This window comes from Microbacterium sp. ZW CA_36 (genome assembly GCF_044987475.1).
Classification (GTDB): domain Bacteria; phylum Actinomycetota; class Actinomycetes; order Actinomycetales; family Microbacteriaceae; genus Microbacterium.
Genome location: NZ_JBJDRL010000017.1, coordinates 41,977 through 65,154, shown reverse-complemented (window position 1 = coordinate 65,154; position 23,178 = coordinate 41,977). Strand labels below are relative to the sequence as shown.

The window sequence follows — 23,178 nt, the reverse complement described above, 5'->3', positions numbered from 1 at the left end:
ACACACCTCTTTGTGGAATCAACTGGTGAATGGATGGGTGGATGGGGGTGGGCTCAGACCGACTAGCGGGTTCCTGCGCTGGCGCAGTTGGTGACTCGGTCGCGCAGCGGGTGGTCGGCGGGGAGTGCGGGCAGCGCCTGGACGCCATCCAGGCCAGAGCCCCGCGGCACGGCGACGACGACGTTCGGCCACGACGCTCGCAGCAGGCGCTCGAACGGGTGCCGAATCACGTCGGCGCCGAAGATGCCACCGATGGCGGCAACCTCGGGTCCGTCGGGCCACGCCTCCGGTCCGCCCCGCACCCGGCGCAGCCCGGCGCCCACGGACACGGACAGTTCACGAGCCGCAGCACGACAGATCGTGGCGGCGGTGGAGTCGACCGTGGCGAGTTCGACGACCTGCTGGGCGAAGGACGCGATGACCCGAACCCGATCCGGATCGCTCTGCAGCTCGATGTACGCGGTTTCAGGGTCGGGCCAGCGCTCGGAGAGCATCTCCAAGAGACGTGTCGGCGTCGCTCGGCCGTCGTACGCGCGCATGGCCGCCTCCAAGCCGGCCCGGCCGATCCAGTGCCCGCTGCCGGCGTCGCCCATGATGTTGCCCCAGCCGTCGACGCGGGCCACCGTGCGGGGACCGACGGCGAGGGTGACCACACCGGTCCCAGCGGCGATGACCGCGCCCGTGCCGGCGCCGAGCGCCCCGAGGTAGGACGTCACAGAGTCGTGGGCTATCACCACCCGCCCCACTCCGGCGGGCTCCAGGCGTGCCAGGAGCTCACGTCCTTCGCGGGCGTCGTCGGTAAGTCCGGACACTCCGGCGGCGACGGTGTCGATGGGGCGGTCCCACTGCTGGGCCGCGCGGTGAACCGCGTCGGCCAGCTGGTCGGCGAGCGGGCTGTGCGTGCGAACACCGGGGGCCGTCAGCTGGAAGACGTGGAGGCCATCCCGCAGCCGCAGCTTGATGCCGGTCTGTCCGGCGTCGACGCACAACGTGCCTGCGGGGGCGGTCACGACCGCACCTCACCCGCGGTGGCAGGCTCGAGCACTCCATCGACGCGTCGAGGAATCCCGAGCGGGTTGTGCTCTCGGAGGGCAGGCGGGAGGAGCTCTTCTGGCGCACTCTGGTACGCAATCGGGCGCAGGAACCGCCGCACCGCGGTGGCGCCCACGGAGGTGAACTGCGATGTCGTCGCCGGCCATGGCCCGCCATGATGCTGAGACCAGGTCACGGCCACACCGGTCGGCCATCCGTCGAACAGCACACGCCCGGCCAGATGCTCCAGCTTTGTCACGATGTCGCGGACGTCGTCAGCGGACTCTGCGTGGACGGTGGCGGTCAGGCTCGCCTCCAGGCATTCCAGGGCGCCGGTCAGTGAGGCGTCGTCGTACCGCACGAGCAGCGTGACCGCGCCGAACACCTCCGTGCGCAGGAGCAACGGGTTGGCGATGACAGTCGCCGCGTCCGCAGCGAGCACCAACGGGGCGCCGCGGCCGCCGGCGATGAGGTCGACCCCGGGTGTGGCGAGCAGCTCGTCCACGCCGCGGTCGAAGGCAGCCCGGATAGCGGGGGTGAGCATCGGAGGTGCTGTGGCCTCGACGTCAATGGCGGTCTCGGTGTTGGAGTCTCGCGGCACGAAGACGACACCCGGCTTGGTGCAAAACTGGCCGGCACCCAGGCTCAGCGACGCCACCAGCCCGGCGGCCAGCTCCGCCCCCCGCGCCTCATCGGCTGCGGGGAAGATCACGACCGGGTTGATGCTTCCCAGCTCGCCGTGGAAGGGGATGGGGTCTGGCCTTCCCACGGCAAGATCGAACAGCGCGCGGCCCCCGGCGGTCGAACCGGTGAAAGCCACCGCTGTTGTTGCCCGGTGCTGCACCAGCGCGGGACCGGAGTCGAAGCCTTCGACCATCCCGAAGACCCCCGAGGGTGCACCGGCGCCCTGCAGTGCCCGCTCGACGATCGCGGCGGTCCGGCGTGACAGTTTCGGGTGAGCCGGATGCGCCTTCACGACAACAGGGCAGCCGACCGCGAGGGCGGAGGCGGTGTCTCCTCCTGCTACCGAGAAGGCGAACGGGAAGTTCGACGCGGCGAAGACGGCCACAGGCCCCAGCGGCCGAAGCAACCGACGAAGGTCGGGCAGCGGTGGCGTCGCCTCGGGGCGGGCGTGGTCGATGACGGCCTCGATGTAGGAACCTTCGGTGACCACCTCCGCGAACAGTCGGAGCTGGCTGGTGGTGCGCGTTACTTCGCCGAACAGCCGAGCTTCCCCCAGCTGCGTTTCCTCATCCGCCAGCGTGACCAGATCCACCGCGTTCGCGTCCAAGGCGTCGGCGACCGTCCGCAGCCAGTCCGCACGCTCGCGGTCGGTCGCGGCCGCGGCCGCGACCGTTGCGCCCGCAGCTTCCGTCATCGCGCTGTCGACGCTCATCGAACCAGGTCCTCTCCGGCGGCGAGGATCCGTTCGAGCTCGAGCTGGTCGGACGGCGACGGATCGGTGAGCGGTGGCCTGACGCCTCCGACATCCAGTCCGCGCGCACGAAGTCCGGCTTTAATGAGCGACACGCCGTATCCGGGCACACGGTCTCGCAACGTCACCAGCGGCTCGTAGAACCCGGCGAGGATTTCATCCACGCGGCCCTGATCTCCGTCTTGGTACGCGTGGAAGAACGCTGTGGCGACCGCTGGCGCCATCGCGAAAGCCGCGGACGAGTAGTGCGGCACGCCGATGGCCTGATAAGCACGCTGGCTCAGTTCGGCTGTGAGCAGCCCATTGAAGAAGAGCACGTCGTCGCGCCCCACCTGCTGCGCAGCCAGGGTAAACCGCTGCGTGGCGGCGATGTCGCCCACGCCATCCTTCACCCCGATGACGCGAGGGTCGCCGAGCAGCTCCGCGATGGACTCGGGCGTGAACGCACCGAGTCCGCGGTGATAAACGACGACCGGAAGGTCCGTCGCGTCAGCAACCGAACGGACGTAGGCGACGAGCCCTGCCTGGGGTGCGGCGACGAGGTATGGCGGCAGCACCAGCAGCGCGTCTGCTCCCGCCTCCTGCGCCCCACGCGCCACAGCGCGCGCGTGACCGAGCGGCCCGCCCGCACCGGCGATGACCGGAACGGAGCCGTCCACGACGTCGACCGTGGCGCCCACGACGGTGTCGTACTCCGACGCGTCCAGGGCATGGAACTCCCCCGTCCCGCACGCAGGAAACACCGCTCCGGGCCCGAAGGGGAGCGCGTCGGACAGATGACGCTCGAGAACAGGCACGGCGACTTCGCCGGACGAGTCGAAAGGTGTCACAGGAAAGAACAGCACTCCGTGCAGTTGCACAGGGAGACCTCGTTTCGACATATGCCGCCGCTCGGCGGCTATATTGGTGGATCGATTCACAGCGCTGCAGAATTTCGCTTGCGCGATCCGGGGCGGCTGTGTATAGAGTGTCTTGTGAATCGATCCACGTGTCAAGCGGATCGCAGACGGAAGTAGACAAAGTGGTCTGGATGACTAGCGAGGCGCCCCCCGCCGAACTCCCGAGCGCACCCCCTCGTTCCAGGGACTCGACCTCGCGTCGAGCGCGTCGCGCGGGGGTCAGCGTGCCGTGGTGGTTCGTGGTGCCGGCACTGGCGATCTACCTGTTCATCGTGGTGGTGCCGAGTTTCCGAGGCGGCTTCTTCTCATTCACCGACTGGAACGGGCTCGGCGACGACTGGAGCTTCGTCGGGTTCGAGAACTTCGCCGACGTGTTCACCGACCGCGCCGCGCAGGCCGCGCTCATCAACACCATCATCCTGGCGGTGGTGGCCACCGTCGTGCAGAACGCCATCGGACTCGCGCTCGCGCTCGGCGTGAACACAATGGTCAAGTCGCGCTACGTGCTGCGCGTCATCTTCTTCGCCCCGGTCGTTCTTACGCCGCTGGTCGCCGGGTACGTGTGGAGCTACCTGCTCTCACCCAGCGGCGCCGTCAACGAAGCGTTGCGCGCGGTCGGGCTGGGGGCCCTCGCCCAAGACTGGCTCGGCGACCCGCGGTTCGCGCTGGGCTCCATCATCGTGGCCATCGTCTGGCAGTTCTCCGGGTACTCGATGGTGATCTTCCTCGCCGGGCTTCAGGCCATCCCGGACGAGATCATGGAGGCCGCAGTCATCGACGGGGCAGGGCCCTGGCGGCGCTTCCGCAGCGTGATCTTTCCTCTGCTCAACGGCGCCATCGTCATCAACGTGATGCTGTCCCTCATCGGCGGTCTCAAGCAGTTCGACCAGGTGGTCGCAATGACCGGCGGCGGGCCGGGGACTGCAACGGAGACCATCTCCACACTCATCTACAAGAACGCGTTCGCCTTCGGTGAGTATCCGTTCTCGACAGCGCTGGCTGTGGTGATGACCGTGCTCATTGCGGGGCTGGCTGCCGTCCAGTACCGGCTCACGCTGAGGAAGGCCAACTGATGTACCGTCGCTACACGGCCACGACCCTGGTGCGCGAAATCGCGCTGATTCTCGCTGCCATCATTTTCGCCATCCCGCTGGTCGCGCTGGTGAACGTCTCCCTCAAGCCGATGAACAGCGGTACCGGCGCCCTTTCCTTCGCCTGGCCGCCGACCCTGGATAACTACGTCCAGGCGTGGAACCAGGCCGCCCTCGGCAGTGCGCTGGCCAACAGCACCTTCATCGCGGTCATCAGCGTCGCCCTGATCGTCGTTGTGTCGGCGCTTGCTGCGTACCCGCTGGCGCGAGTGACACGGTCGTGGTCGCGATTGACGTTCTACCTCTTCATCGGCGGTCTCATCGTCCCGGCGCAGCTGGCGCTGCTGCCGCTGTACACGACGCTGCGTGACCTCGGGCTCATCGGGTCGCTCTGGGCGGTCATCCTGATCAACGTCGGCACCGGCATGCCCTTCTCCATCTTCCTGTACACGACGTTCCTGCGAGAGCTGCCGATGGACTACGAGGAGGCGGCGCTTCTGGACGGCTGCGGGCCGACCCGCGCATTCGTCAGCGTCGTGTTCCCGTTGGTGCGGCCCGTCACAGGGACCGTCATCATCTTGAACCTGGTGGGTATCTGGAACGAGTTCTTCGTGCCGCTGCTGTACCTGTCCGGAAGCGGCAACACTACCGCTCCCGTGGCCATTTACAGCTTCGTCAGCCAGTACGTCACCGTGTGGCCCCTGATCTTCGCGGGGCTGGTCATAACCGTCATCCCGATCCTTGTCGTCTACTTCTCGCTGCAGAAGTACGTCATCAAGGGTTTTGCGGGAGGGCTCAAGGGATAGTGTCCCGACACCTTCCCAGCGGCGCGCATCACATGCACCCGGGCACCTGCCCACTTCCAAAGGAGGAAAGATGAGTTCTACAACGGCACAGCGGCGCACTGTTGCGCTAGCTTCGGCCGCAGTCGTTGCGCTGGCGCTGGCTGGCTGCTCGACCAACACCACCACTGGAGCGGAGGGAGGGGGCAAGGTGCTCACCTTCACTGCGGCCGGTGAGGCGCCTGCGCAGGCTGTCATCGATGCGTTCGAGGAAGCCAACCCCGGCGTCACGGTGAAGGCGACGTTCGCCAACGACGATGCCGCCTACCAGCAGACGCTGCGCACGCAGTTGTCCGCGGGCACGGCGCCTGACGTGTTCCGGATCTGGCCCGGTGGGGGCAACGCCACCGCGGTGCGCACCCTCGGAGACGACGACCTGCTGATGTCGCTGGAGGACGAGTCGTGGGCCGGCGAGCTCAGCGACTCGCAGCGTTCGGTATCGGTCAACAGCGACGGCACCCTGGTGGGCATTCCGGTCACCGTCGTCGGAATCGGCGCGGTGTGGAACGACCAGGCGCTCGAGGAGGCGGGGCTCACGCCTCCGAGCACGTGGAGCGAGGTCCTCGAGTTCTGCACGGCGGCGAAGGAGAAGGGTAAGGTCGCCTTTGCGCTCGGCCTGAAGTCGGCGTGGACCACGCAACTCGTGCCGTATGCGCTCACTTCCACGCTGGTCTACGGTCCGGACGCTGACTTCACCGAGCAGCAGCTGGACGGTTCGGCCACGTTCGTGGACTCGGAGTGGCAGACCGCCATGGACCAGTACGCCGAGATGCGTGACGGTGGCTGCTTCAACGACGACCCCAACGGTGTGGGCTACGACGAGCAGATGACGAGCCTGGGCGAGGGCACCGCGCTGGGTGCCATCCAGGTCACCTCTGCCGCCGCGAACGCGGCGCAGTACGCCGCGGAGGGAACGACGTTCTCGATGACGCCGGTGCCCGCTACCGACGACCCGGCTGACACCTACCTGCCGGTGTCCGTCGGTATCGAGTACGCGATCAACGCCGATGCCAAGGAGCCGGAGCTGGCGAAGAAGTTCGTCGAGTTCCTCGCCTCCAGCGAGGGCCAGGCGATCTACGCCACCGAGTCCGGCGCAGCGCCGGCGCTGCCGTCGGAGGACTTCGAGACGGGCCCGGTGCTCGCGGCGGTCGCGGAGTACCAGGCCGATGGGCGCGACCGTCCCTTCCCGGACGTGTTCTGGCCGAACCCGAAGGTGCAGAGCGAGCACCTGACTTCGATCCAGGAGCTGTTCAACGGCACCATCAGTACCACCGAGGTGCTCGAGCGCATGGACGCGGCGTTCGCCGAGGGATGACCATCATCGGGGCAGGCCGGCTCGCGGGCCGGCCTGCCCACCCCATCAGGAGACATCATGACCCCCGAGATCACCCGACAGACCGTGACGGTGAGCGACGTCGCCAAGCACGCCGGTGTGTCCCGAGCCACAGTCTCCTACGCCCTCACTCAGCCCACCCGGCTCTCCGATGAGATGCTCGCCCGAGTGCAGGCGTCCATCGCCGAACTGGGCTACGTTCGCAACGACGCGGCCCGGCGACTTCGCGTCGGCCGCAGCCAGGCGCTGGGTCTTGTTGTCGCCAACAGCCGCAACCCCGTCTTCGCAGAACTGGCTTCTGGCGCTGAGGAGGAAGCGGCCCGACACGGCATGTTCATTCTGCTCGCCAACGCCGACGACAACGCGGAGCGTGAACGGCAGTACGTGCGATTCTTCGAATCTCAGCAGGTCAACGGCGTCCTCATCGCACCCGTGGGCTCAGTACCCGAGGAACTGGTCGAACTCCGCCAGAAGGGGACTCCCTTTGTCGTGCTGGGCAAGCCGCAGGCCGAGATGGTGTACCCCTCCATCAGCGGTGATGGACGCCGCGGCGGACGACTGGCGACCGAGCACCTCATCGCGCAGGGACGCCGTCGGCTGTTGTTCGTCGGGGGCCCTCACCCGCAGGTCGCCGACCGCCGCGACGGAGCGCGGGACGCCATCGCATCCGCGCCCCAGCCGGTTCAGCTGGAGACCATCTCGGTACCGCTGCAGACGGTCCGGGCCGGTGAGGAGATCGGCGAGCAGCTGCTCCAGCGCGGACAGCTGCCGGACGGCATCTTCGCCGGGAACGACCTGCTCGCTCTCGGCCTCATGCACAAACTGATCGCCGCAGGAGTCCGCATCCCGGAGCAGGTCTCCCTTGTCGGCTACGACGACATAGAGTTCGCCGAGTACGCCATCGTCCCGCTGACCAGCATCCGTCACGCCGGCAACAAGATGGGCGCTGCCGCCGTCCGGCAGGTGCTCAACCTCGACCCCGTCGGCGACTCAGCCGCCGAGTTGTACGCCCCGCAGCTGATGGTGCGTGCCACGTCCCTGCAGGAGGGATGACCCGAGTGCACACCGTCTCCCCGGACGCGCTCGAGGCCGCCATCTTCGGCGCGGTAGACATCGAGCGCCGCGACGACCTCCATCCGAACCAGGACGGACACGACCTGATGGCTGGGCGGTTGACCGACCTCGCCCGCAACCCCGACCAGCCGCTGGGGCGGACCTTCACGTCCGTTCTGACGGGAACCTCCGTCCGGGAGGGGGAGGGGGCGCGCCGCCTTCCTGCCCCTCTCGGGCTCGACACGGTGGTGCCGCGATGAGCCGCATCACCGCAGTCGAAGTCATTCCGCTGGCATTCTCCGATCCTCCGCTTCTGAACACGTGGGGCGTGCATGAACCGCTGGCGCTGCGCAGCCTCGTGGTGCTCACCACCGAAGACGGGACGACCGGCCTCGGCGAAGCGGGCGGAGATCTGACACTGCTCAACCGGCTTCGAGCCATCGCTCCGCACCTCATCGGCACGCGGGTGGATTCTCCGGAGGACATCACCGAAGTGGTGCTGTCTGTGCTCGGCCCCGACACGCCGCTCGTAGAGCGCAACATCGCGCGGTCACCGTTCGACGTTGCTGCGGTTGACGCCTGGGCCCGTCTGGAAGGGGTCCGGGTCGTGGACCTGTTGGGCGGAGCGGTACGGGAACGCGTTGACTACGCCGGCTACCTCTTTTACAAATGGCCGGGCCACCCGGGTCGCCCCACCGACGATTGGGGCGGCGTCCTCAGCGCGGACGACGTCGTCAAGCTCGCGCGCACCATGGTGAACGAGTACGGGTTCGGGTCCCTCAAGCTCAAGGCGGGCGTCTTCGGGCCTGAACAGGAGGTCGCCGCGATCCAGGCGCTGCAGGCGGCGTTCCCGGACGTGCCCTTGCGCATCGATCCGAACGGCGCGTGGACCGAACCCACCGCCCTCCGGGCGGCGGCCGCGCTCGAAGGCGTCCTCGATTACCTGGAGGATCCGGTGCTGTCGATCCCGGCGATGGCGCGCGTGCGCGAGTCGACCTCTCTGCCGCTGGCCAGCAACATGATCGTCAATACGCTGGAAGACCTCGACGAAGTCGTCGCCGCGACGGCGTTGGACATCGTCCTGGCCGACCATCACTATTGGGGTGGTCTGTCCAGCGCACTGGACCTTGCCCGCGAGTGCGCTGCGGCTGGGCTGGGCGTATCCATGCACTCCAACTCCCACCTCGGGGTGTCTTTGGCTGCGATGACACACGTGGCCGCCGCATCTGAGGCCCTCACATACGCCAGCGACACCCACTATCCGTGGAACGTGCGTGATGACATCGTCCACGACGGCACGTTCTCATTCCGGGACGGTGCTCTCGCCGTGCCCGACGGACCCGGCCTGGGCGTCGAGCTGCGCCGCGACGCCGTGGAACGGCTCCATCGCGCCTACGTCGAGTCCGGACGAACGGTCCGTGATGACACCGGGTACATGCGGTCGGTCGACCCCGGCTACGACGCAGGACTGCCGCGATTCTGATGCGCGTCACCTTCAGCCTGTTCCCGTGGGACATCGACGGGGATCCCGCCGCCGGCTGGCTGGCCGGCCGAGGTATCGAAGACGTCGCCCAGTTGCGCGCCGCCGCCGCACACGTCACCATCCTCAACGATCCGGCACCCACCGCCACCGAGCTCACCGACGCGTGGGCGGCACTTCAGGCGGGCGCCAACGAACTTCTCGTGTACCGCGCGGGCCTCGCCTCGACTTCTCGACTCGACGCGGCACTGACCGCAGTGAAAGGAATCTCATGACCGTCCCCCACGAAGTCTGCCTGTGGGTCACCCCCAAGATCTTCGACGATCTGCGCGAACCCAGCACCGGCGTCGCAGCGTTCTTCGACCACCATGCGGACTGGATCGACGGAAACGACCTGACGATCGTCTTTTGTGCCGGCAACGGCGACCACGTGTTGGACTGGCGGGGACCGGACGGACTGGACGACGCCTTCGACTGGGCACGGTACAACGCGTACGCATGGGACCCCGACACGGGGCAGACGTTCGAGACGGCGATACGCAACCACAACGCCAACTGGCTGGACCGGGTGCGCGAGGGTGGTGAGCGATCCGCGAACCCGTACTCGGCGGGACCGATGATGGTGCTGTCCGAACAGCTGATGGACTACCGCTCGCTCGCTCACATCTACGCGACCATTCGTGAGGAAGCCGCCCGACGCGGTGTGCAACTGCGACTGCTGGAATACCTCGAGCCCGGCCCCGAGTTCTGCCGCAGCGAATGGAAGACCGTCCGGCATCCGGAGGTAGCAGCCGCTCGCGCCGACGCCGGCGGTCACGAAATTCCCGGGCTCATCGACGTCACCCTCCCGCTCAACGCCGACTCCCGGGCTTACGCCGGTTGGCCCGCAGGTATCCCGGTGGGCACCCTCGCCGGCGAGTTCGTCGCGCGTCAGACGGCAGCGTTCGTCTCCGACTTCGAATTGGACGGAGTACTCCTCGGCAATCAGTTCGGGCTGCTGGGCTTCTGGAATCCGAAGAACGCGCCGGAGCTGACCGCGGAACGGCAGGAGGGGATCCGGGCGTTCTTCCTCGGGTTGCGTGCAGCGATGGGCGACCGCCAGATCTACTGGATGGACAGCTATTGGCGCGCGGAGGTCGAACGCGATGTGTGGGGCATGACCGACGAGTGCTATGACGCGCTGGACGCGATCGTCGTCTCCACCTTCGCCGTCCTCGTGGAGCGGACCGAGATCATCCCGAACCTGCAGAGCAAGGCCCGGATGCGTGCGCGCACGCTCTACGCGGTCGACTTCGTAGACCCCTGGTACGCGTACCGCACCCACCTGGACGACATCCGCAGCTACCAATACCAGCGCGAAGTGCTCCGCTCACACCGCCACCTCACCGACGGGGTGACCTTCTTCGCCAACGACACCTTCGGCCAGTTCGTCCCGCGTGAGCGCCTCGACGAAACCCGCCGGCTCCTCACCGCCTGATGGCGACCGTCGTCGTCACCGGCGCAGCCGGCGTCATGGGACGGGCCGTCACCCCTCTGCTCGCCGGCCGCCACCGGCTGCGGCTGGTGGACATTGACGTGCCCGAGCACGCCGACGGCACCTGGACCAGATGCTCGGTCACCGATGCGGAGACCTTCGCCGGGGTGCTGGAAGGCGCGGACGCGCTGGTGCACTTCGCCGGGATTTCCACCGAAGCGCCGTGGGATGACCTTCTCCAGGTGAACGTCGACGGGACGAAGCGCGTTCTGGAAGCCGCCCACAACGCGGGGGTCCGGCGCGTGCTGCTCGCGAGCTCCATCCATGCCGGCGGGTATTTGACCGGTGCTGATGCCGACGTGCGTGCGTCTCGTCCTGACTCGTATTACGGGGTCAGCAAGGTGGCGATGGAGGCACTGGGAAGTCTCTTCGCCGACCGGTATGGGATGTGTGTCGTCTCGGCACGCATCTGCACGTTCGGGCGGGAGCCGTCCGCCGGCCGGACGGTCGCCACGTGGCTGTCGGTCGCCGACACGGCACGGCTTATTGAGGCTGTGGTCGCGCTTGACACACCGGGGCATCACCTCGTGTGGGGTGTCTCAGCGAACAGCCCCGCCTGGTTCCCGCTCGAAGCGGGGAAGCGTATCGGCTATCAGCCCGAAGACGACGCCGTCCAACGACTCGCTGAGATCCACGGCGGGATGCTGAAGCCGCCCGACCCACGGTCACCCCTCGGCGGGCCATTCCTTGACCTGCCGCTCGGCGGGGTGCCCAGCCGCTGACGGTCGGGGCCGACGGACGAGGACCCGCCGACGGCTTGCGGTGAGGCGCATAGGCGTGCGGCCCTACAGAGCCCGGCGACCGATGAGCTGGCGAGTCGGCCGCGCCCGAAGATCTCGTGCCCACATCGTGCGTACGTATGATCTGGATCGGGAGCGATTCGAGGGAACGGCAACAGCTAACCGCCCGTCGCAAGCAGCGGGATTCCGGGGATCTCGGCCAACACGGACGGCGATGGATCGAGTCTCCGTGGGGCCAAATCCCACGGCATGTCGGCGTAGGTCTCGTAGTAACAGGCAGCGCGCCGATGTGTGCACCAATGTGTGAACCGGGCCCCTTGCTCCGCGTCATCATGCGGATCCTGGCGGAGAAGCCCTTGACTACGGATCAGAAGGTTAGGGGTTCGAGTCCCTTCGGGCGCGCACTGTGTTGAGACAGTAACCGGAAGAAGCCCCCCTGAGGGGCTTTTTCTGTATCCAGGCCGCAGTTCTGATTGCCTCGAGCCTGAGTTCGTTGTGCTCGACGAGGCGTTCTCGGCGCTCGACGTGCTCGTCCCAGCTCGCTCGCCGATGGCCGATGACTGGTCCAATTCAACGACGACGCCTGCACGAGGACGTTGCTAGATCAGACTGTCCCGATTGTTCGCGCGTGAATTCGCGTCACCTGTCGGTTTGACTACTGGCTGCGCTGTTGAGCCGCCAGAGGCGCAACGCGACGTGAGTGTCCAGGCGGTGTGGTCCACGCCGCCAGGTCGGGTTGAGCTCGGTGTCGATCCGTTCGATCCGCTGTCGCACGGTGTTCGGGTGGATACGCAGGAGCTCGGCGGTGTCGTTGATCGATCCATGCGCGTCGAGGTAGGCAAGCGCGGTTCCCAGCAGAATCTCTCCTCGTGGTTGGTCGAGAAGCGGACCGAGATGCGCGGTGAGGTAGCGGTGGGCAGTTGCCGGGTCCCCGTCCCTCAGCAGGAGTCCGGCGACTCCCGCCTCCGCGGCGCCCGCGATGGCGCCGGGGGCGCCCATAGCTCGCATGGCTGAGGCGATTGCGGCCGCCTCGGCGTAGGCGCCCGGCACTTTTGCCAGTTCCGGTGAGCTGGCGATGCCCCCGAAGCACGGGAGGTCCTGGATGAGTGCGGTGACCCTGATCCTGAGGGCGGCTTCCGGGCTCCGCGCCACGATCACGACGCGGCCAAGGTACCCGGCCACGATGGTGTGTCCGCTTCTGGTGAGTTGGCGGACGCGCCCGAGAAGGCGGCGTCGGCTTGCGTCGTCCGGATCAGAAGGCACCAGGACCGCGATGCTGGTTTCGCGGTCCGTGCCGAGTGCGCGCTGCACCATCGTCGAGGAGAGTGTCGGTCGCTCCGGATCGAGCGGGGAGACGAGTGCGCTCACGAGTTCGTTCTCGTGGAAGTGGCGCACGTCATCGATCGTCCTGTCGTAGAGCAGGGCGATGCTCGCGTAGCGTGCGACGGTTGCGGCGACCACATCGGGTATCTCGGGTGGTGCTGCGCGAGTGACGATGATGAAGCCGGGTCCGGCGTCGCCGATGAGGGGCGCTTGTTCTTCATGCAGGCCGTCCCCTCGATCTGTGCCGGCAGCGGCCTCATCGTCACCGGTCTGAGATGAGTGGGCGAGCTCACGACCTGTGGAATCCACGACGCGCAGCTGCGTCCCCGTCAAGGATCCGGCGACGGCGAGGAGCTCGTCGAGGCCGCGATGCTCGGCGAGCTCCCCGGCAAGTCGGACCTCCAGCTCACTGCGCACACGTTCGGCGGCCAATGCCTCACTGAGCTCATCGGTCGCCTTCTGGGCGATCAGCTGGGCCGTTCTCTCGTTCTCTTTCGCGCCGACGAGTTCAACCGCCGCTGCGGCGAGGCTCGCAATCCGCTCCAGGTGTTCGCGCTGCGCCGGTGTGAATGCGCCGGGTGTCCGGTTCGCGGTCATGAGCGCACCGACCACCTTGCCGGCGATGCGAAGCGGCGCACCGAGGATCGCGCGGACTCCCTCTTCGACGACGACGTGGTCGATGTCGGGCAAGTGCGTCTTGCCCTCGTCAGGCAGGTAGTCAGGTGTCTCCGCGATCACTCCGCCGGCCGCCAGGCCCAGCACGCCCGTGCCCAAGGGCATGCGGATCGCGGCGTAGGACTCGGTGCGTACCCCGTCTGTCGTCCGGATGAATGTCTCGGCGCGCTCGGAATCGTTGAGGCTGAGATACGCGATGTCTGTGTTGAGCAACAGGCGTGCTCGGCGCACGATCGAGGACAGAAGCAGCTCTGGATCGCGAAGAGTCGAGATGTCTCGGGCGATGTCGGTAAGAGTTGCCGCGATGGTCGATTGCGCCGGGGTCATATCGGCATTCTCGCGCTCAAGTGTGTCGAATGCACATCTTCTGTCGAAGGAATGGCTGGTTTACACATCCCGCTTCTTGATGACGCAGGCCAAACTCAATGCGACGCGAGGAAGCGAAACGCGAGGGAAGGACGCTGCGACGACCTTCCGTGAGCCAGGGCGAGGCGCTTCCTTCACACAGTCGGGGAGATCAGCCCGACACCGGTGTCGGCGTGGGCCTTTCGTTGTGTTCGTCTGCATGCGGACCTCGTGCGGCGTCCGGCGCCGACAAACAAGCGAAGGCAGGATCGATGAAGATACTTGGCGGACGACGGTCACGGGACCGGCCCCGTGATGGCCAGCAAGGAGCGCAGCCCCGGCTGGCGGTCAGCGGGCTGACCGTACGATTCGGCGGCCTGACTGCTGTGGACGACGTCTCCTTCGACGTCCATCCTGGCGAAGTGGTGGCACTTATCGGGCCGAACGGCGCAGGCAAGACCACGGTGTTCAACGCCGTGTGCGGACTGGTCAGTCGACAGGGACGCATCGCCATCGACGGCCTCGCAGCGCCGAGACGAACCGCTGATCTGACCGGTCGCGGCTTGGCAAGAACATTGCAGGGGCTGGGTCTGTTCGCCGGGTTGACCGTCTGGGAGAACGTGCTGGCGCCGATCGCGACCGTTCGAGCCGCGGACATCCGCGTGGCAGCGCAGCTCGACTCGCTCGACCTGACCGGCATGGCGGACGTCCCGGTTTCAGCGCTTTCCTATCCGGATCGAAAGCGTGTCGCGCTGGCACGCGCGCTGGTGACGGATCCGCGTCTGCTCCTGCTGGACGAACCCGCCGGCGGACTCGGCGCCGACGACATCGCCGATCTCGCCGGCATCATTCAGGCGGTCGCTGCTGGAGGATGCTCGATCCTGCTGGTGGAGCATCATGTCGACTTCGTGATGAACGCGGCCGACCAGATCGTCGTGCTGGACTTCGGTCGGTGCATCGCGCGTGGCACGCCGGACCAGATCCGGGTCGATCCGCGGGTCGAGGAAGCCTACCTCGGCGTGAAGGCTGTCGCATGAGTGGCGGGCCAGCGGGAACGCGAACCGTCGCCGGTGCGCTGTCGATCGAGGCGCTGACCGCCGGATACGGAGGCACACCCGTGCTGCATGACGTCAGCTTCGCCCTGCAGCCTGGTGAGATCGTCGCGCTGCTGGGCGCCAATGGAGCGGGAAAAACCACTCTGCTGCGCACTCTCGCGGGTCTGATGCCGTCACGTTCCGGGAGCATCCGCCTGGACGGCACGAACCTCACGGACCTGGTCACCGAGGAACGTGCTCGACGAGGAGTGGCCCTCGTGCCGGAGGGGCAGAGCGTCGTGGCAGAGCTCACCGTCGAGGAGAATCTCCGGCTGGGTTCCTTGTGGCGGCACCGAGGATCGGCGAGAGAGCGTGCGATCGAGGCCATCTACGAGCTGTTCGAGCCGCTCGCGCGTCGACGCAGCAGCGCCGGTCACCAGCTCTCCGGCGGTGAGCGCCAGATGCTGGCACTGGGCCGCGCCCTGATCACCGAACCTCTGGTGCTCGCGTTGGACGAGCCATCGCTCGGACTCGCCCCGCTCACGATCGCCAAGATCTTCGGAGCCCTGCGGGACATCGCCGCTGATCGCGGCCTCACCGTCCTCCTCGCGGAGCAGAACGTGACCAGCGCGCTCTCGATTGCCGATCGGGGAGTTCTCCTCGATCTCGGCCGGGTCGTGGCCGACGCGCCATCACCGGAACTTCTACGCGATTCCACCCTTCGACACGCCTACCTCGGATTCTGATGGACCAGCTGATCTTCCTCCTCGCCACCGGGCTCGCCCGGGGCGCCGTCTTCTCACTCTTCGCACTCTCGCTCGTGCTCATCTGGCGAGCTGCGCGGATCATCAACTTCGCTCAGGGAGCGCAGGCGCTCGTCGCCTCTTACGTCGCTTTCACCGTCACTGCCGCGACGGGATCGTACTGGGCGGGGCTCGTCGCGGCGCTGGTCGCCGGCGCGCTGATCGGAGTCGGCGTCGAACGCGGGGTGATGAGACTCGTTCCCGCTCATGATCACCTCGCCGGGATCATCGTCGCGATCGGGATCGTGATGGTGCTGCAGTCGCTGCTCGGGATCCTCTTCGGGCCTCAGTATCGGCCGATGCAGGCACCGTTCGACGACAGTCCTCTGATGATCGGCGAAACGCCGCTCCTCTCTCCGTATGACATCTTCGTCCTCACCGTCGCTGCTGTCACGATGGTCGCGCTCGCCCTCCTCTTCCGGTTCACGTCTATCGGATTACAGCTGCGGGCTGCCGCATTCGCGCCCGAGGTGTCGCGCCTGCTGGGAGTGCGGGTACCGCGCATGGTGACCATCGGCTGGATGCTCTCCTCGGCAGTCGCATCGCTCGCAGCCTTCTTGCTGGTGCCGACCGAACTGGGCTTGAATCCCCACGCGACAGACATGCTGCTCGTGTACGGCTTCGCCGTCGCCGTGATCGGCGGCCTGGATTCCCCCTTGGGAGCGCTTGCCGCAGGCTTGACCGTCGGAGTCGTGATCACGCTCGTCAGCGGCTACCTCGCCGCGACGCTGGCGCCGATCGGCTTGCTCGTTCTCCTGTTGGCCGTGCTGCTGGTGCGGCCCGGTGGAATCTTCTCGATGCGAGAGGTGCGCAGCGCATGACCCGTCGACCCCGATCCTCCAGGGCCACCGCCGCGTCCGGTCGAATCATCCTCTGGGGGGCCTTGCTCACCATCCTCGCGATAGGCGTGACGTTCCTGCTCGACCCCTACCGAAACTTCCAGCTCGCGACCATCGCCGCCACGTTCTGCGCCGTCGCAGGCCTCACGGTGCTCGTCGGCAGCAGCGGACAGCTTTCACTGGGACAGGCCGCGATGATGGCCGTCGGCGGATACGGCTACGCACTGACTGCGAATGCACTCACTGACGTGGGAGTCGACGGCCTGGCCAGATTCCTCCTCGCGATGATGGGCGGCATCGTCACCTCAGGCCTTCTCGGGCTGCTGCTGGGACTGGCGGCCGCTCGTCTGCGCGGGCCCTACCTGGCAGGGCTGACGCTGGCGATCACCATCGCGATCGCACCCGTGACGACGTTTTTCTCCGAGGTGTTCAACGGGGATGCCGGCCTTCAGATCGCGTACGACAGCGTGCCGCCGATGCTCGCGACGCTCATCGCGATGGAACAGTGGCAGGCGTGGGTCGCGATCCTGGTCGCCGGAGTGGTCGTGACCGCACTGGCATCCCTGGCCCAGAGCGGCGTCGGGCTGCATATGCGTGCCACTCGGGACGATGAGACAGCCGCTCGGCTCTCGGGAATCCGCACCGGTCGCATCAAGGTGATCGCTTTCGTCGCGTCTTCCGTCACGGCCGGCGCCGGCGGTGCACTGGCGTGCTTCATCACGCAAGCGGTCAGCCCCGGTGCGTACACCCTGGCATTCTCGCTGCTCCTGGTCGTCGCCGCCGTCATCGGCGGACTCGGCAGCATCGGCGGTGCGGCGATCGGATCCGCGCTCATCGTCCTGCTGCCATGGGCGGTCACCCTGACAACCGAGGCATTGCCCGCGGAACTCGCCCAGCGGCTCTCCGGAAATCTGCCGGTCCTGCTCTTCGGCCTTCTCCTCATCATCGTGATGGCAACAGCACCGCGCGGTCTGGCCGGCATCCGCTTCCGCAAGGGATCCCGACTTGATGGTCGAGCAGCCAAACCAGCGCGCCCCCAGCCGGATTCCACCGCAGCGGGTGGGTCGTCGGATGCCCCCGAGCCGGTGCTTGAACTCGCCACCCCGAACGTCCCGTCCGCACACCAAGAGAGAAAGCAATGACTATGAAACATCGATCACACCTCCACCGCATCACAGCCGCAGCCGGCGCTGCTGCGCTACTCGTCACGCTGGCGGCGTGCAGCACCCCCGCCGCCGCACCATCGGAGGGTGCTGATGTCCCCGGTGTCACAGAAGACACCGTGACGATCGGCACCCACACTCCGCTCACAGGCCCCGCCGCAGCCGGCTACGCCGGAATCTCGGCCGCCGCAACCGCGTACTTCGAGTACCTCAACGACAACGGCGGAGTTCATGGGCGGTCCATCGACTACATCGTCAAGGACGACGGCTACAACCCGTCCAACACGCAGACCGTCGTGCGAGAGCTCGTTCAAGAGGACAACGTCTTCGCCATCGTCAACGGGCTCGGGACTCCGACGCACCTGTCCGTCCTCGAATTCCTGAACCAGAACAAGGTGCCCGACCTGTTCGTCGCGTCCGGCGCCTCCGACTGGAACCAGCCCGAGAAGTACCCGTACACGTTCTCGTTCAACGCCAGCTACATCGTCGAGGGCGCCGCGCTCGCGCAGTACGCCACCGATGAGCACCCTGGCAAGAAGGTCTGCCTGTTCGGTCAGGACGACGACTTCGGCACCGAATTCATCGAGGGGGCGGAACACGTACTCGGGGATGACGGGCTCGTCGCGGTCGAACGCTACGCCGTGTCCAATCCCGATGTGTCGGCGCAGATCGGTGCTCTCAAGACAGCAGGCTGCGAGATCGTGATGCTCGGTACGATCCCCGGGTTCTCGGCCCTCGCCATCGGCACCGCCGCACAGCTGGGTTGGTCGCCGATGTGGTTCGCCACGTCCGTCGGTGCCGACTACGTCACCCTGTCGGGTCTGCTCAAGGATGCCGCTCCACAGCTTCTGGACGGCTTCGTCAGCGCCAACTACATGCCCGGCATCACCTCTGACTGGGTCGAGCTGTTCAGCACGATCAACGACGAGTACAACAATGGAGCCGTCTTCGACGGCAACACCATCTACGGCATGAGCATGGCGTACCTGTTCGCCGAAGCGTTGGAGGCGGCGGGGGAGAACCCCACACGTGAGTCGCTGCTGGAGGCACTGACGTCAGGTGACCTCACCGGCAACGGTATCGTCCCACTGGCGTTCTCGAAGGACTCCCACGAGGCCTATCCGGCGGCCGGTATCCAAGTAGTCGAAGACGGTGTACAGGACTACGTCGGCGCGACCTATCGCGTCATGGATGGCGACGTTGAGGCGATCGACGCCGACTTCCCGCCCGTGGCAGAGGGAGGAACTCCGGCGAACTGAATGGACCGGGGCAGCTGAACCTGAGGGGTCAGCTGCCCCGGCACACCTGTCCACGTAGCAGGTCGCTGAACAGCGCGCACCCGTCTACGACATGCCCTGGTCCCGCGCCAGCGATCCACCTCACAGCTGAGCAGCGCAGCGGGCAACTGCACGCTTCTCGCCCAAGACAACGTCGTCGAAGGAGAATCTCATGAAGTCAGCAACCACCGGTGCGTTGCACCACTCGATTGGCCGCACCGCGCTGATCGCTGCGCTCACCATCGCAGTCGTCCTCGCCTGCATGTGGCTGGCGCCACCGGCACGCGCCGCGTCCGGAGCATGGACGACCGAGACGATCGCGGGCATGTCGGTTCGCGTCTACACTCCCGCCACGCCGCCTGCCCTCGAAAGCGGACGGGCCCTGATGATCTCACTGCACGGCTGTCAGCAGAAGGCGCAGGACCTGCAGCAGGACGGGAACTGGACCGACGTCGCCGACGAGTACGGAATGGTCGTGGCGCTGCCCGACGCACCCAACGGAGGCGTGTACCTCGGCTGCTGGGACTACTACGACACCAGCCACAGCTCGACGAACCCGTCACGCCATGATGACAATGTGCTCGCGCTCGCTCAGACGCTGCAGTCCCGCGGGTCACTTGCAATCGACCCCGACCAGACATATGTCAGCGGGCTGTCATCCGGAGGCGCGGAGTCGATGGTCGTCGGGTGCCTGTTCCCGCAGGTGTTCGCCGGCGTCGGAATCAACGCCGGTCCCACCATCGGCACCACCGCAAGCGGGTATTCGTGGGTCAGCACCAGCAAGACGACCGCAACGGACACCTGTCAGCGCTTCGCCGGTGACAACTCGGCCGCGTTCCAGACGCAACTCACCTCCGTGGTCTACGGAAGCAACGATGCGACGGTGGCGGCCGGGTACAACACCCTGAACGCACAGATCATGGCCGGTATCTACGGCGCAGAGACCTCGTCGACGTTCTCGCTCAGCGGCCTCGCAGGCACGAATACGGCCGGCAGTGGCACGCTTTACAGCGATGGGACCGGGCCACGAGTATCTGTCATCCAGAACACGGGTCTCGGCCACAACTGGCCTGCCGGCACGGGCACGAACGGCACCTACATCGCAGGCAATAGCATCGACTACCCCGCCTATGTGACGAAGTTCTTCTTCGAGAACAACCGCCGCGTCGGCGGGGCCTCGACGCCCGGCCCGACTCCCGTTCCAACGCCGACCCCGACGCCGACGCCGACCCCGACGCCGACGGAATCGTCTTGCATCGCCGCGTCTAACGCAGCGCATCAGGCGGCCGGCCGGGCGCTGAGCTACGGCTTCGCCCCGTACACGACGTACTACGCGAAGGGTTCGTTGGCGTACATGGGGCTGGGGGACTCCACGGTGACCACCCTTCGACAGCAGTCGTCCGGATCATGGACGGTGGTCTACAGCTGTAACTAGATCGACACTCGTCCGCTTGCGAAGCGGTCGAGCCGGTCTCCACACATGAGGGCCGGGGTTCACTGGGCCGGTCGATATCCGTCCGGACCGTGAACCCCGGCCCTCAGCCGCGCGACGGTGCAAACGCATGCGGGCTGCCAGTCCAGCCAGCGCGTTCGGCACGAAAGCCCCAGCTTCCTGGAGACGAAATCGCACGTGGCATCCGCCGAGCGGTGCCGGGAATCCGTCGTTGCCTGATCCGCCAGGGAAAGCGAGGAGCGATAGACGCGGCGCAGCAGACCGGCGCGGACTCATCCGACAGCTTGCCGTGCCGGCAGGTCTGCCCTTCGCTTGAGTCATATGGCGCGGTCGCCGACAGCGCGGATGCTGGCGCGCCGGACGCCGGCGAATCTGCTGCCCGGACGCCCGGCCCGGTGACGCTCCGGCACGGTCACCGGGCGAACGCAGGAACGCCCCGCCACACGTGGCGGGGCGTTCCGTATGTCGCCGGGTCAGGCGCCAGTGGTCACTCGATCGGCGGCCCGCTTCTCCTGGTCGACGCGGTCGAGCTCGTGCAGCGATGAGCCCTTGGTCTCACGCAGCGAGACCACCGCGACGAGCGAGACTCCGGCGGCGATCGTCAGGTAGATCGCGACCGGCACATAGGAGTCGAACTGCGAGAGCAGCGCCACTGCGATGATCGGAGCGAGCGAGCCGGCCACGATCGAGGTCACCTGGTAGCCGAGTGAGACGCCCGAGTACCGCATCCGGGTCGGGAACATCTCGGACATGATCGCCGGCTGCGGCGCGTACATGAAGGCGTGGATGAACAGGCCCAGCGAGATCGCGCACACGATGACCAACGGGTTCTTCGTGTCGAAGAGCGGGAAGGCGATGAACCCCCACGCCGCCGCGCCGAGCACCCCGATCAGGTAGGTGGGCTTGCGGCCGATGCGATCGGCCAGTCCGCCGATCAGCGGGATGACGATCATGTGCACGACGTGGGCCAGGGCCAGAAGCCCCAGGATCTCTGCCGTGTTCACCTCGACTGCGACGCTCAGATACGTGATCGAGAACGTCACCACCAGGTAGTACATGATGTTCTCGGCGAAGCGCAGGCCCATCGCGGTGAAGACGCCGCGGGGGTAGCGCTTCAGCACTTCGAGCACGCCGTACCGGGTCTGCTTGGAGTCCTCGATCTCCTTCTGCACCTCGAGGAAGATCGGCGCGTCGGTGATCTTCGTGCGGATGTAGTAGCCGACGGCGACGATCACGACCGACAGCCAGAACCCGATCCGCCAGCCCCACGCGAGGAACTGCTCCTCGGTGAGGGTGCGGCTGAGGACCAGCAGGACGAGTGTGGCGACCAGGTTTCCGATCGGGACGGCGGCCTGCGGGAATGACGCCCAGAAGCCGCGCGTCTTGTCGGGCGAGTGCTCGGCGACCAGCAGTACGGCGCCGCCCCACTCGCCGCCGACGGCGAAGCCCTGGGCGAAGCGCAGGACGAGCAGGAGCCCGACGGCCCAATAGCCGATCTGGTCGTACGTGGGAAGGCATCCCATCAGGAACGTGGCGACGCCGACCAGGATGATGGCGAGCTGCAGGAGCTTCTTGCGTCCGTACTTGTCGCCGAAATGGCCGAACACGATGCCGCCGAGCGGGCGGGCGATGAACCCGACCGCGTAGGTCCCCAGCGCCGCGATGATCGGCGCATACGGGTCGTCCGACGGCGGGAACATGATCTTGTTGAAGACGAGCGTCGCCGCGGTGGCGTAGAGGAAGAACTCGTACCACTCGACGACGGTGCCGGCCATCGAAGCCGTGACGACCCGGCGCAGGCCGCTGCGGGCGGGAGGCGACCCCGGAGCTTGCGGGGACGCGGTGTTCCCCAGCGATCTGGAAGGCGAATTGTTGGTTGTCATGGCGACTACCTCCTTGTAGTTGTGGGCGATCCGTCAGAGATCGCGTTCGTGTCTGTTTCCGCCGGCGCTCGCGGATGCGTTCGGCGCTGGATGGGCTCGCAGCGTCAGACCGCGATGTTCTGCGAGGCTCCGAGGGATGAGGCGGGCGCCCACCCTTCGATGACGTCGACGAGCGCCGCGTTCCATTCCGCCCGGTTCTCGATGAAGGCGACGTGACCGCTGTTCTCGAAGTACGTCAATGAGGCGTTCGGAAGAAGTCGGGATGCGTACTCGGACCATCGCGGGTCCCAGATCAGGTCATGTCGTCCGGTGAAGATGGCGACGGGTAGTTCGATGGCAGGCAGGTGCGGTCGCATGTCCACATCGATGAGTGATTGGAAGCTGGTGACGCCGACGAACGCGGGCACCTTCAAGCCGATCTGGATGAAGAGGTCTTCGGTTGCTTTCAGGTCTGTTCGGTGGAAGTTGTTGGCGTACAGCCCGGCAATGGTCTCCGTCCGCGCCAATCGGATGGCGTCGATGAGGCCTTCCACTTGGTCCGGCGGCGTTCCGAAGGGGGCATCGGGCGCCTGCCAGAAGCGAGGTCCGCTTCCGGTGATCACGAGCCGTCCGACGCGCCGCGGGTGCATGTGGGCATACTTCAGGGCAATATGGCCGCCCATCGACCAGCCGACGATCGTGACGTCGGTCAGGTCAAGCCCGACGATGAGGGCGTCGAGGTCGCGGACGAACAGATCGTAGTCATAGTCCCCCCACGGTTTGTCCGAGGCGCCGTGTCCACGCAGGTCGACGGTGATGCATCGGTAGGACGGCGCAAGGTCGAGAACCTGATAGTCCCAGACATCCCCGCTGCCAGCCCATCCGTGTACGAACACGATCGGCTTGCCTGATCCGCGATCCTCGTAGGCGAGGTTCACACCGGGTTCCACTTCGAGGTTGGGCAT

The 23,178-nt window shown here is 66.7% G+C and carries 21 protein-coding genes; 15 read left to right on the top strand and 6 right to left on the bottom strand.

Features of this window, described 5'->3' with window-relative positions:
• Positions 1-62 precede the first annotated feature (62 nt).
• The 3 genes from ACI3KX_RS09715 to ACI3KX_RS09705 are packed head-to-tail and all read right to left on the bottom strand — an operon-like array spanning position 63 to position 3,327.
• The gene (locus ACI3KX_RS09715; RefSeq protein ID WP_363354559.1) at positions 63-1,010 is read right to left on the bottom strand and encodes a BadF/BadG/BcrA/BcrD ATPase family protein; all 948 of its coding nucleotides are present in this window, start codon (positions 1,008-1,010) and stop codon (positions 63-65) included.
• Entirely contained in the window at positions 1,007-2,428 is a 1,422-nt protein-coding gene (locus ACI3KX_RS09710) for an aldehyde dehydrogenase (NADP(+)) (RefSeq protein WP_363354557.1), read from the bottom strand. The genes ACI3KX_RS09715 and ACI3KX_RS09710 overlap by 4 nt, the downstream gene beginning before the upstream one ends.
• On the bottom strand, positions 2,425-3,327 hold the full coding sequence (locus tag ACI3KX_RS09705) for a 5-dehydro-4-deoxyglucarate dehydratase (RefSeq protein WP_363355744.1): 903 nt from the start codon (positions 3,325-3,327) through the stop codon (positions 2,425-2,427). The genes ACI3KX_RS09710 and ACI3KX_RS09705 overlap by 4 nt, the downstream gene beginning before the upstream one ends.
• Before the next feature lie 263 nt (positions 3,328-3,590).
• Here ACI3KX_RS09705 and ACI3KX_RS09700 point away from each other — a divergent pair, with 263 nt between their 5' ends.
• From ACI3KX_RS09700 to ACI3KX_RS09660, 9 genes are all read left to right on the top strand, one after another.
• Positions 3,591-4,439: a sugar ABC transporter permease gene (locus ACI3KX_RS09700; protein WP_331907444.1), complete on the top strand. Its 849-nt coding sequence runs from the start codon at positions 3,591-3,593 to the stop codon at positions 4,437-4,439.
• Positions 4,440-4,468: 29 nt separating this feature from the next.
• Positions 4,469-5,263, top strand: a complete 795-nt coding sequence (locus tag ACI3KX_RS09695) for a carbohydrate ABC transporter permease (RefSeq protein ID WP_404909550.1) — start codon at positions 4,469-4,471, stop codon at positions 5,261-5,263.
• Between the two features lie 70 nt (positions 5,264-5,333).
• Positions 5,334-6,614, top strand: coding sequence for an extracellular solute-binding protein (locus ACI3KX_RS09690; RefSeq protein ID WP_404909549.1), 1,281 nt, complete (start codon positions 5,334-5,336; stop codon positions 6,612-6,614).
• A gap of 57 nt (positions 6,615-6,671) precedes the next feature.
• Positions 6,672-7,685, top strand: coding sequence for a LacI family DNA-binding transcriptional regulator (locus ACI3KX_RS09685; protein ID WP_363354551.1), 1,014 nt, complete (start codon positions 6,672-6,674; stop codon positions 7,683-7,685).
• Positions 7,682-7,945, top strand: a complete 264-nt coding sequence (locus ACI3KX_RS09680; RefSeq protein ID WP_363354549.1) for a hypothetical protein — start codon at positions 7,682-7,684, stop codon at positions 7,943-7,945. The genes ACI3KX_RS09685 and ACI3KX_RS09680 overlap by 4 nt, the downstream gene beginning before the upstream one ends.
• Positions 7,942-9,168: an enolase C-terminal domain-like protein gene (locus tag ACI3KX_RS09675; protein ID WP_363354547.1), complete on the top strand. Its 1,227-nt coding sequence runs from the start codon at positions 7,942-7,944 to the stop codon at positions 9,166-9,168. Before ACI3KX_RS09680 ends, ACI3KX_RS09675 begins: the two co-directional genes overlap by 4 nt.
• Entirely contained in the window at positions 9,168-9,440 is a 273-nt protein-coding gene (locus tag ACI3KX_RS09670; RefSeq protein WP_363354545.1) for a hypothetical protein, read from the top strand. Before ACI3KX_RS09675 ends, ACI3KX_RS09670 begins: the two co-directional genes overlap by 1 nt.
• Positions 9,437-10,642 carry a hypothetical protein gene (locus ACI3KX_RS09665; protein ID WP_331907430.1) on the top strand — a complete coding sequence of 402 codons (1,206 nt, stop codon included), beginning with the start codon at positions 9,437-9,439 and terminating at the stop codon, positions 10,640-10,642. Before ACI3KX_RS09670 ends, ACI3KX_RS09665 begins: the two co-directional genes overlap by 4 nt.
• Positions 10,642-11,421 carry an NAD(P)-dependent oxidoreductase gene (locus tag ACI3KX_RS09660; protein ID WP_363354543.1) on the top strand — a complete coding sequence of 260 codons (780 nt, stop codon included), beginning with the start codon at positions 10,642-10,644 and terminating at the stop codon, positions 11,419-11,421. Before ACI3KX_RS09665 ends, ACI3KX_RS09660 begins: the two co-directional genes overlap by 1 nt.
• A 657-nt stretch (positions 11,422-12,078) precedes the next feature.
• Here the strand turns inward: ACI3KX_RS09660 and ACI3KX_RS09655 are convergent.
• Positions 12,079-13,764: a helix-turn-helix domain-containing protein gene (locus ACI3KX_RS09655; RefSeq protein ID WP_363354541.1), complete on the bottom strand. Its 1,686-nt coding sequence runs from the start codon at positions 13,762-13,764 to the stop codon at positions 12,079-12,081.
• 290 nt (positions 13,765-14,054) lie between these two features.
• Here ACI3KX_RS09655 and ACI3KX_RS09650 point away from each other — a divergent pair, with 290 nt between their 5' ends.
• From ACI3KX_RS09650 to ACI3KX_RS09625, 6 genes are all read left to right on the top strand, one after another.
• Positions 14,055-14,819 (top strand): ATP-binding cassette domain-containing protein, encoded by a 765-nt coding sequence (locus ACI3KX_RS09650; protein ID WP_363354539.1) that lies wholly within the window; start codon positions 14,055-14,057, stop codon positions 14,817-14,819.
• Entirely contained in the window at positions 14,816-15,562 is a 747-nt protein-coding gene (locus ACI3KX_RS09645) for an ABC transporter ATP-binding protein (protein WP_363354537.1), read from the top strand. Before ACI3KX_RS09650 ends, ACI3KX_RS09645 begins: the two co-directional genes overlap by 4 nt.
• Positions 15,562-16,440, top strand: a complete 879-nt coding sequence (locus ACI3KX_RS09640) for a branched-chain amino acid ABC transporter permease (RefSeq protein ID WP_363354535.1) — start codon at positions 15,562-15,564, stop codon at positions 16,438-16,440. The genes ACI3KX_RS09645 and ACI3KX_RS09640 overlap by 1 nt, the downstream gene beginning before the upstream one ends.
• 62 nt (positions 16,441-16,502) lie before the next feature.
• Positions 16,503-17,600: a branched-chain amino acid ABC transporter permease gene (locus tag ACI3KX_RS09635; RefSeq protein WP_363354533.1), complete on the top strand. Its 1,098-nt coding sequence runs from the start codon at positions 16,503-16,505 to the stop codon at positions 17,598-17,600.
• Between the two features lie 140 nt (positions 17,601-17,740).
• Positions 17,741-18,880, top strand: coding sequence for an ABC transporter substrate-binding protein (locus tag ACI3KX_RS09630; RefSeq protein WP_363354531.1), 1,140 nt, complete (start codon positions 17,741-17,743; stop codon positions 18,878-18,880).
• A 190-nt stretch (positions 18,881-19,070) separates the two neighbouring features.
• Positions 19,071-20,333 (top strand): PHB depolymerase family esterase, encoded by a 1,263-nt coding sequence (locus tag ACI3KX_RS09625; RefSeq protein ID WP_363354529.1) that lies wholly within the window; start codon positions 19,071-19,073, stop codon positions 20,331-20,333.
• Between the two features lie 491 nt (positions 20,334-20,824).
• Here the strand turns inward: ACI3KX_RS09625 and ACI3KX_RS09620 are convergent, their stop codons facing one another.
• Positions 20,825-22,234, bottom strand: a complete 1,410-nt coding sequence (locus ACI3KX_RS09620; RefSeq protein ID WP_363354527.1) for an MFS transporter — start codon at positions 22,232-22,234, stop codon at positions 20,825-20,827.
• A gap of 104 nt (positions 22,235-22,338) precedes the next feature.
• Positions 22,339-23,178 (bottom strand): alpha/beta fold hydrolase, encoded by an 840-nt coding sequence (locus tag ACI3KX_RS09615; protein ID WP_404909548.1) that lies wholly within the window; start codon positions 23,176-23,178, stop codon positions 22,339-22,341.

Coding starts and splice junctions, on each gene's coding strand:
- ACI3KX_RS09670 (WP_363354545.1), top strand. CDS start 9,168: ATGCGCGTCACCTTCAGCCTGTTCCCGTGGGACATCGACGGGGATCCC.
- ACI3KX_RS09650 (WP_363354539.1), top strand. CDS start 14,055: ATGAAGATACTTGGCGGACGACGGTCACGGGACCGGCCCCGTGATGGC.
- ACI3KX_RS09620 (WP_363354527.1), bottom strand. CDS start 22,234: ATGACAACCAACAATTCGCCTTCCAGATCGCTGGGGAACACCGCGTCC.
- ACI3KX_RS09680 (WP_363354549.1), top strand. CDS start 7,682: ATGACCCGAGTGCACACCGTCTCCCCGGACGCGCTCGAGGCCGCCATC.
- ACI3KX_RS09625 (WP_363354529.1), top strand. CDS start 19,071: ATGAAGTCAGCAACCACCGGTGCGTTGCACCACTCGATTGGCCGCACC.
- ACI3KX_RS09640 (WP_363354535.1), top strand. CDS start 15,562: ATGGACCAGCTGATCTTCCTCCTCGCCACCGGGCTCGCCCGGGGCGCC.
- ACI3KX_RS09660 (WP_363354543.1), top strand. CDS start 10,642: ATGGCGACCGTCGTCGTCACCGGCGCAGCCGGCGTCATGGGACGGGCC.
- ACI3KX_RS09645 (WP_363354537.1), top strand. CDS start 14,816: ATGAGTGGCGGGCCAGCGGGAACGCGAACCGTCGCCGGTGCGCTGTCG.
- ACI3KX_RS09665 (WP_331907430.1), top strand. CDS start 9,437: ATGACCGTCCCCCACGAAGTCTGCCTGTGGGTCACCCCCAAGATCTTC.
- ACI3KX_RS09675 (WP_363354547.1), top strand. CDS start 7,942: ATGAGCCGCATCACCGCAGTCGAAGTCATTCCGCTGGCATTCTCCGAT.
- ACI3KX_RS09710 (WP_363354557.1), bottom strand. CDS start 2,428: ATGAGCGTCGACAGCGCGATGACGGAAGCTGCGGGCGCAACGGTCGCG.
- ACI3KX_RS09655 (WP_363354541.1), bottom strand. CDS start 13,764: ATGACCCCGGCGCAATCGACCATCGCGGCAACTCTTACCGACATCGCC.
- ACI3KX_RS09615 (WP_404909548.1), bottom strand. CDS start 23,178: ATGCCCAACCTCGAAGTGGAACCCGGTGTGAACCTCGCCTACGAGGAT.
- ACI3KX_RS09690 (WP_404909549.1), top strand. CDS start 5,334: ATGAGTTCTACAACGGCACAGCGGCGCACTGTTGCGCTAGCTTCGGCC.
- ACI3KX_RS09685 (WP_363354551.1), top strand. CDS start 6,672: ATGACCCCCGAGATCACCCGACAGACCGTGACGGTGAGCGACGTCGCC.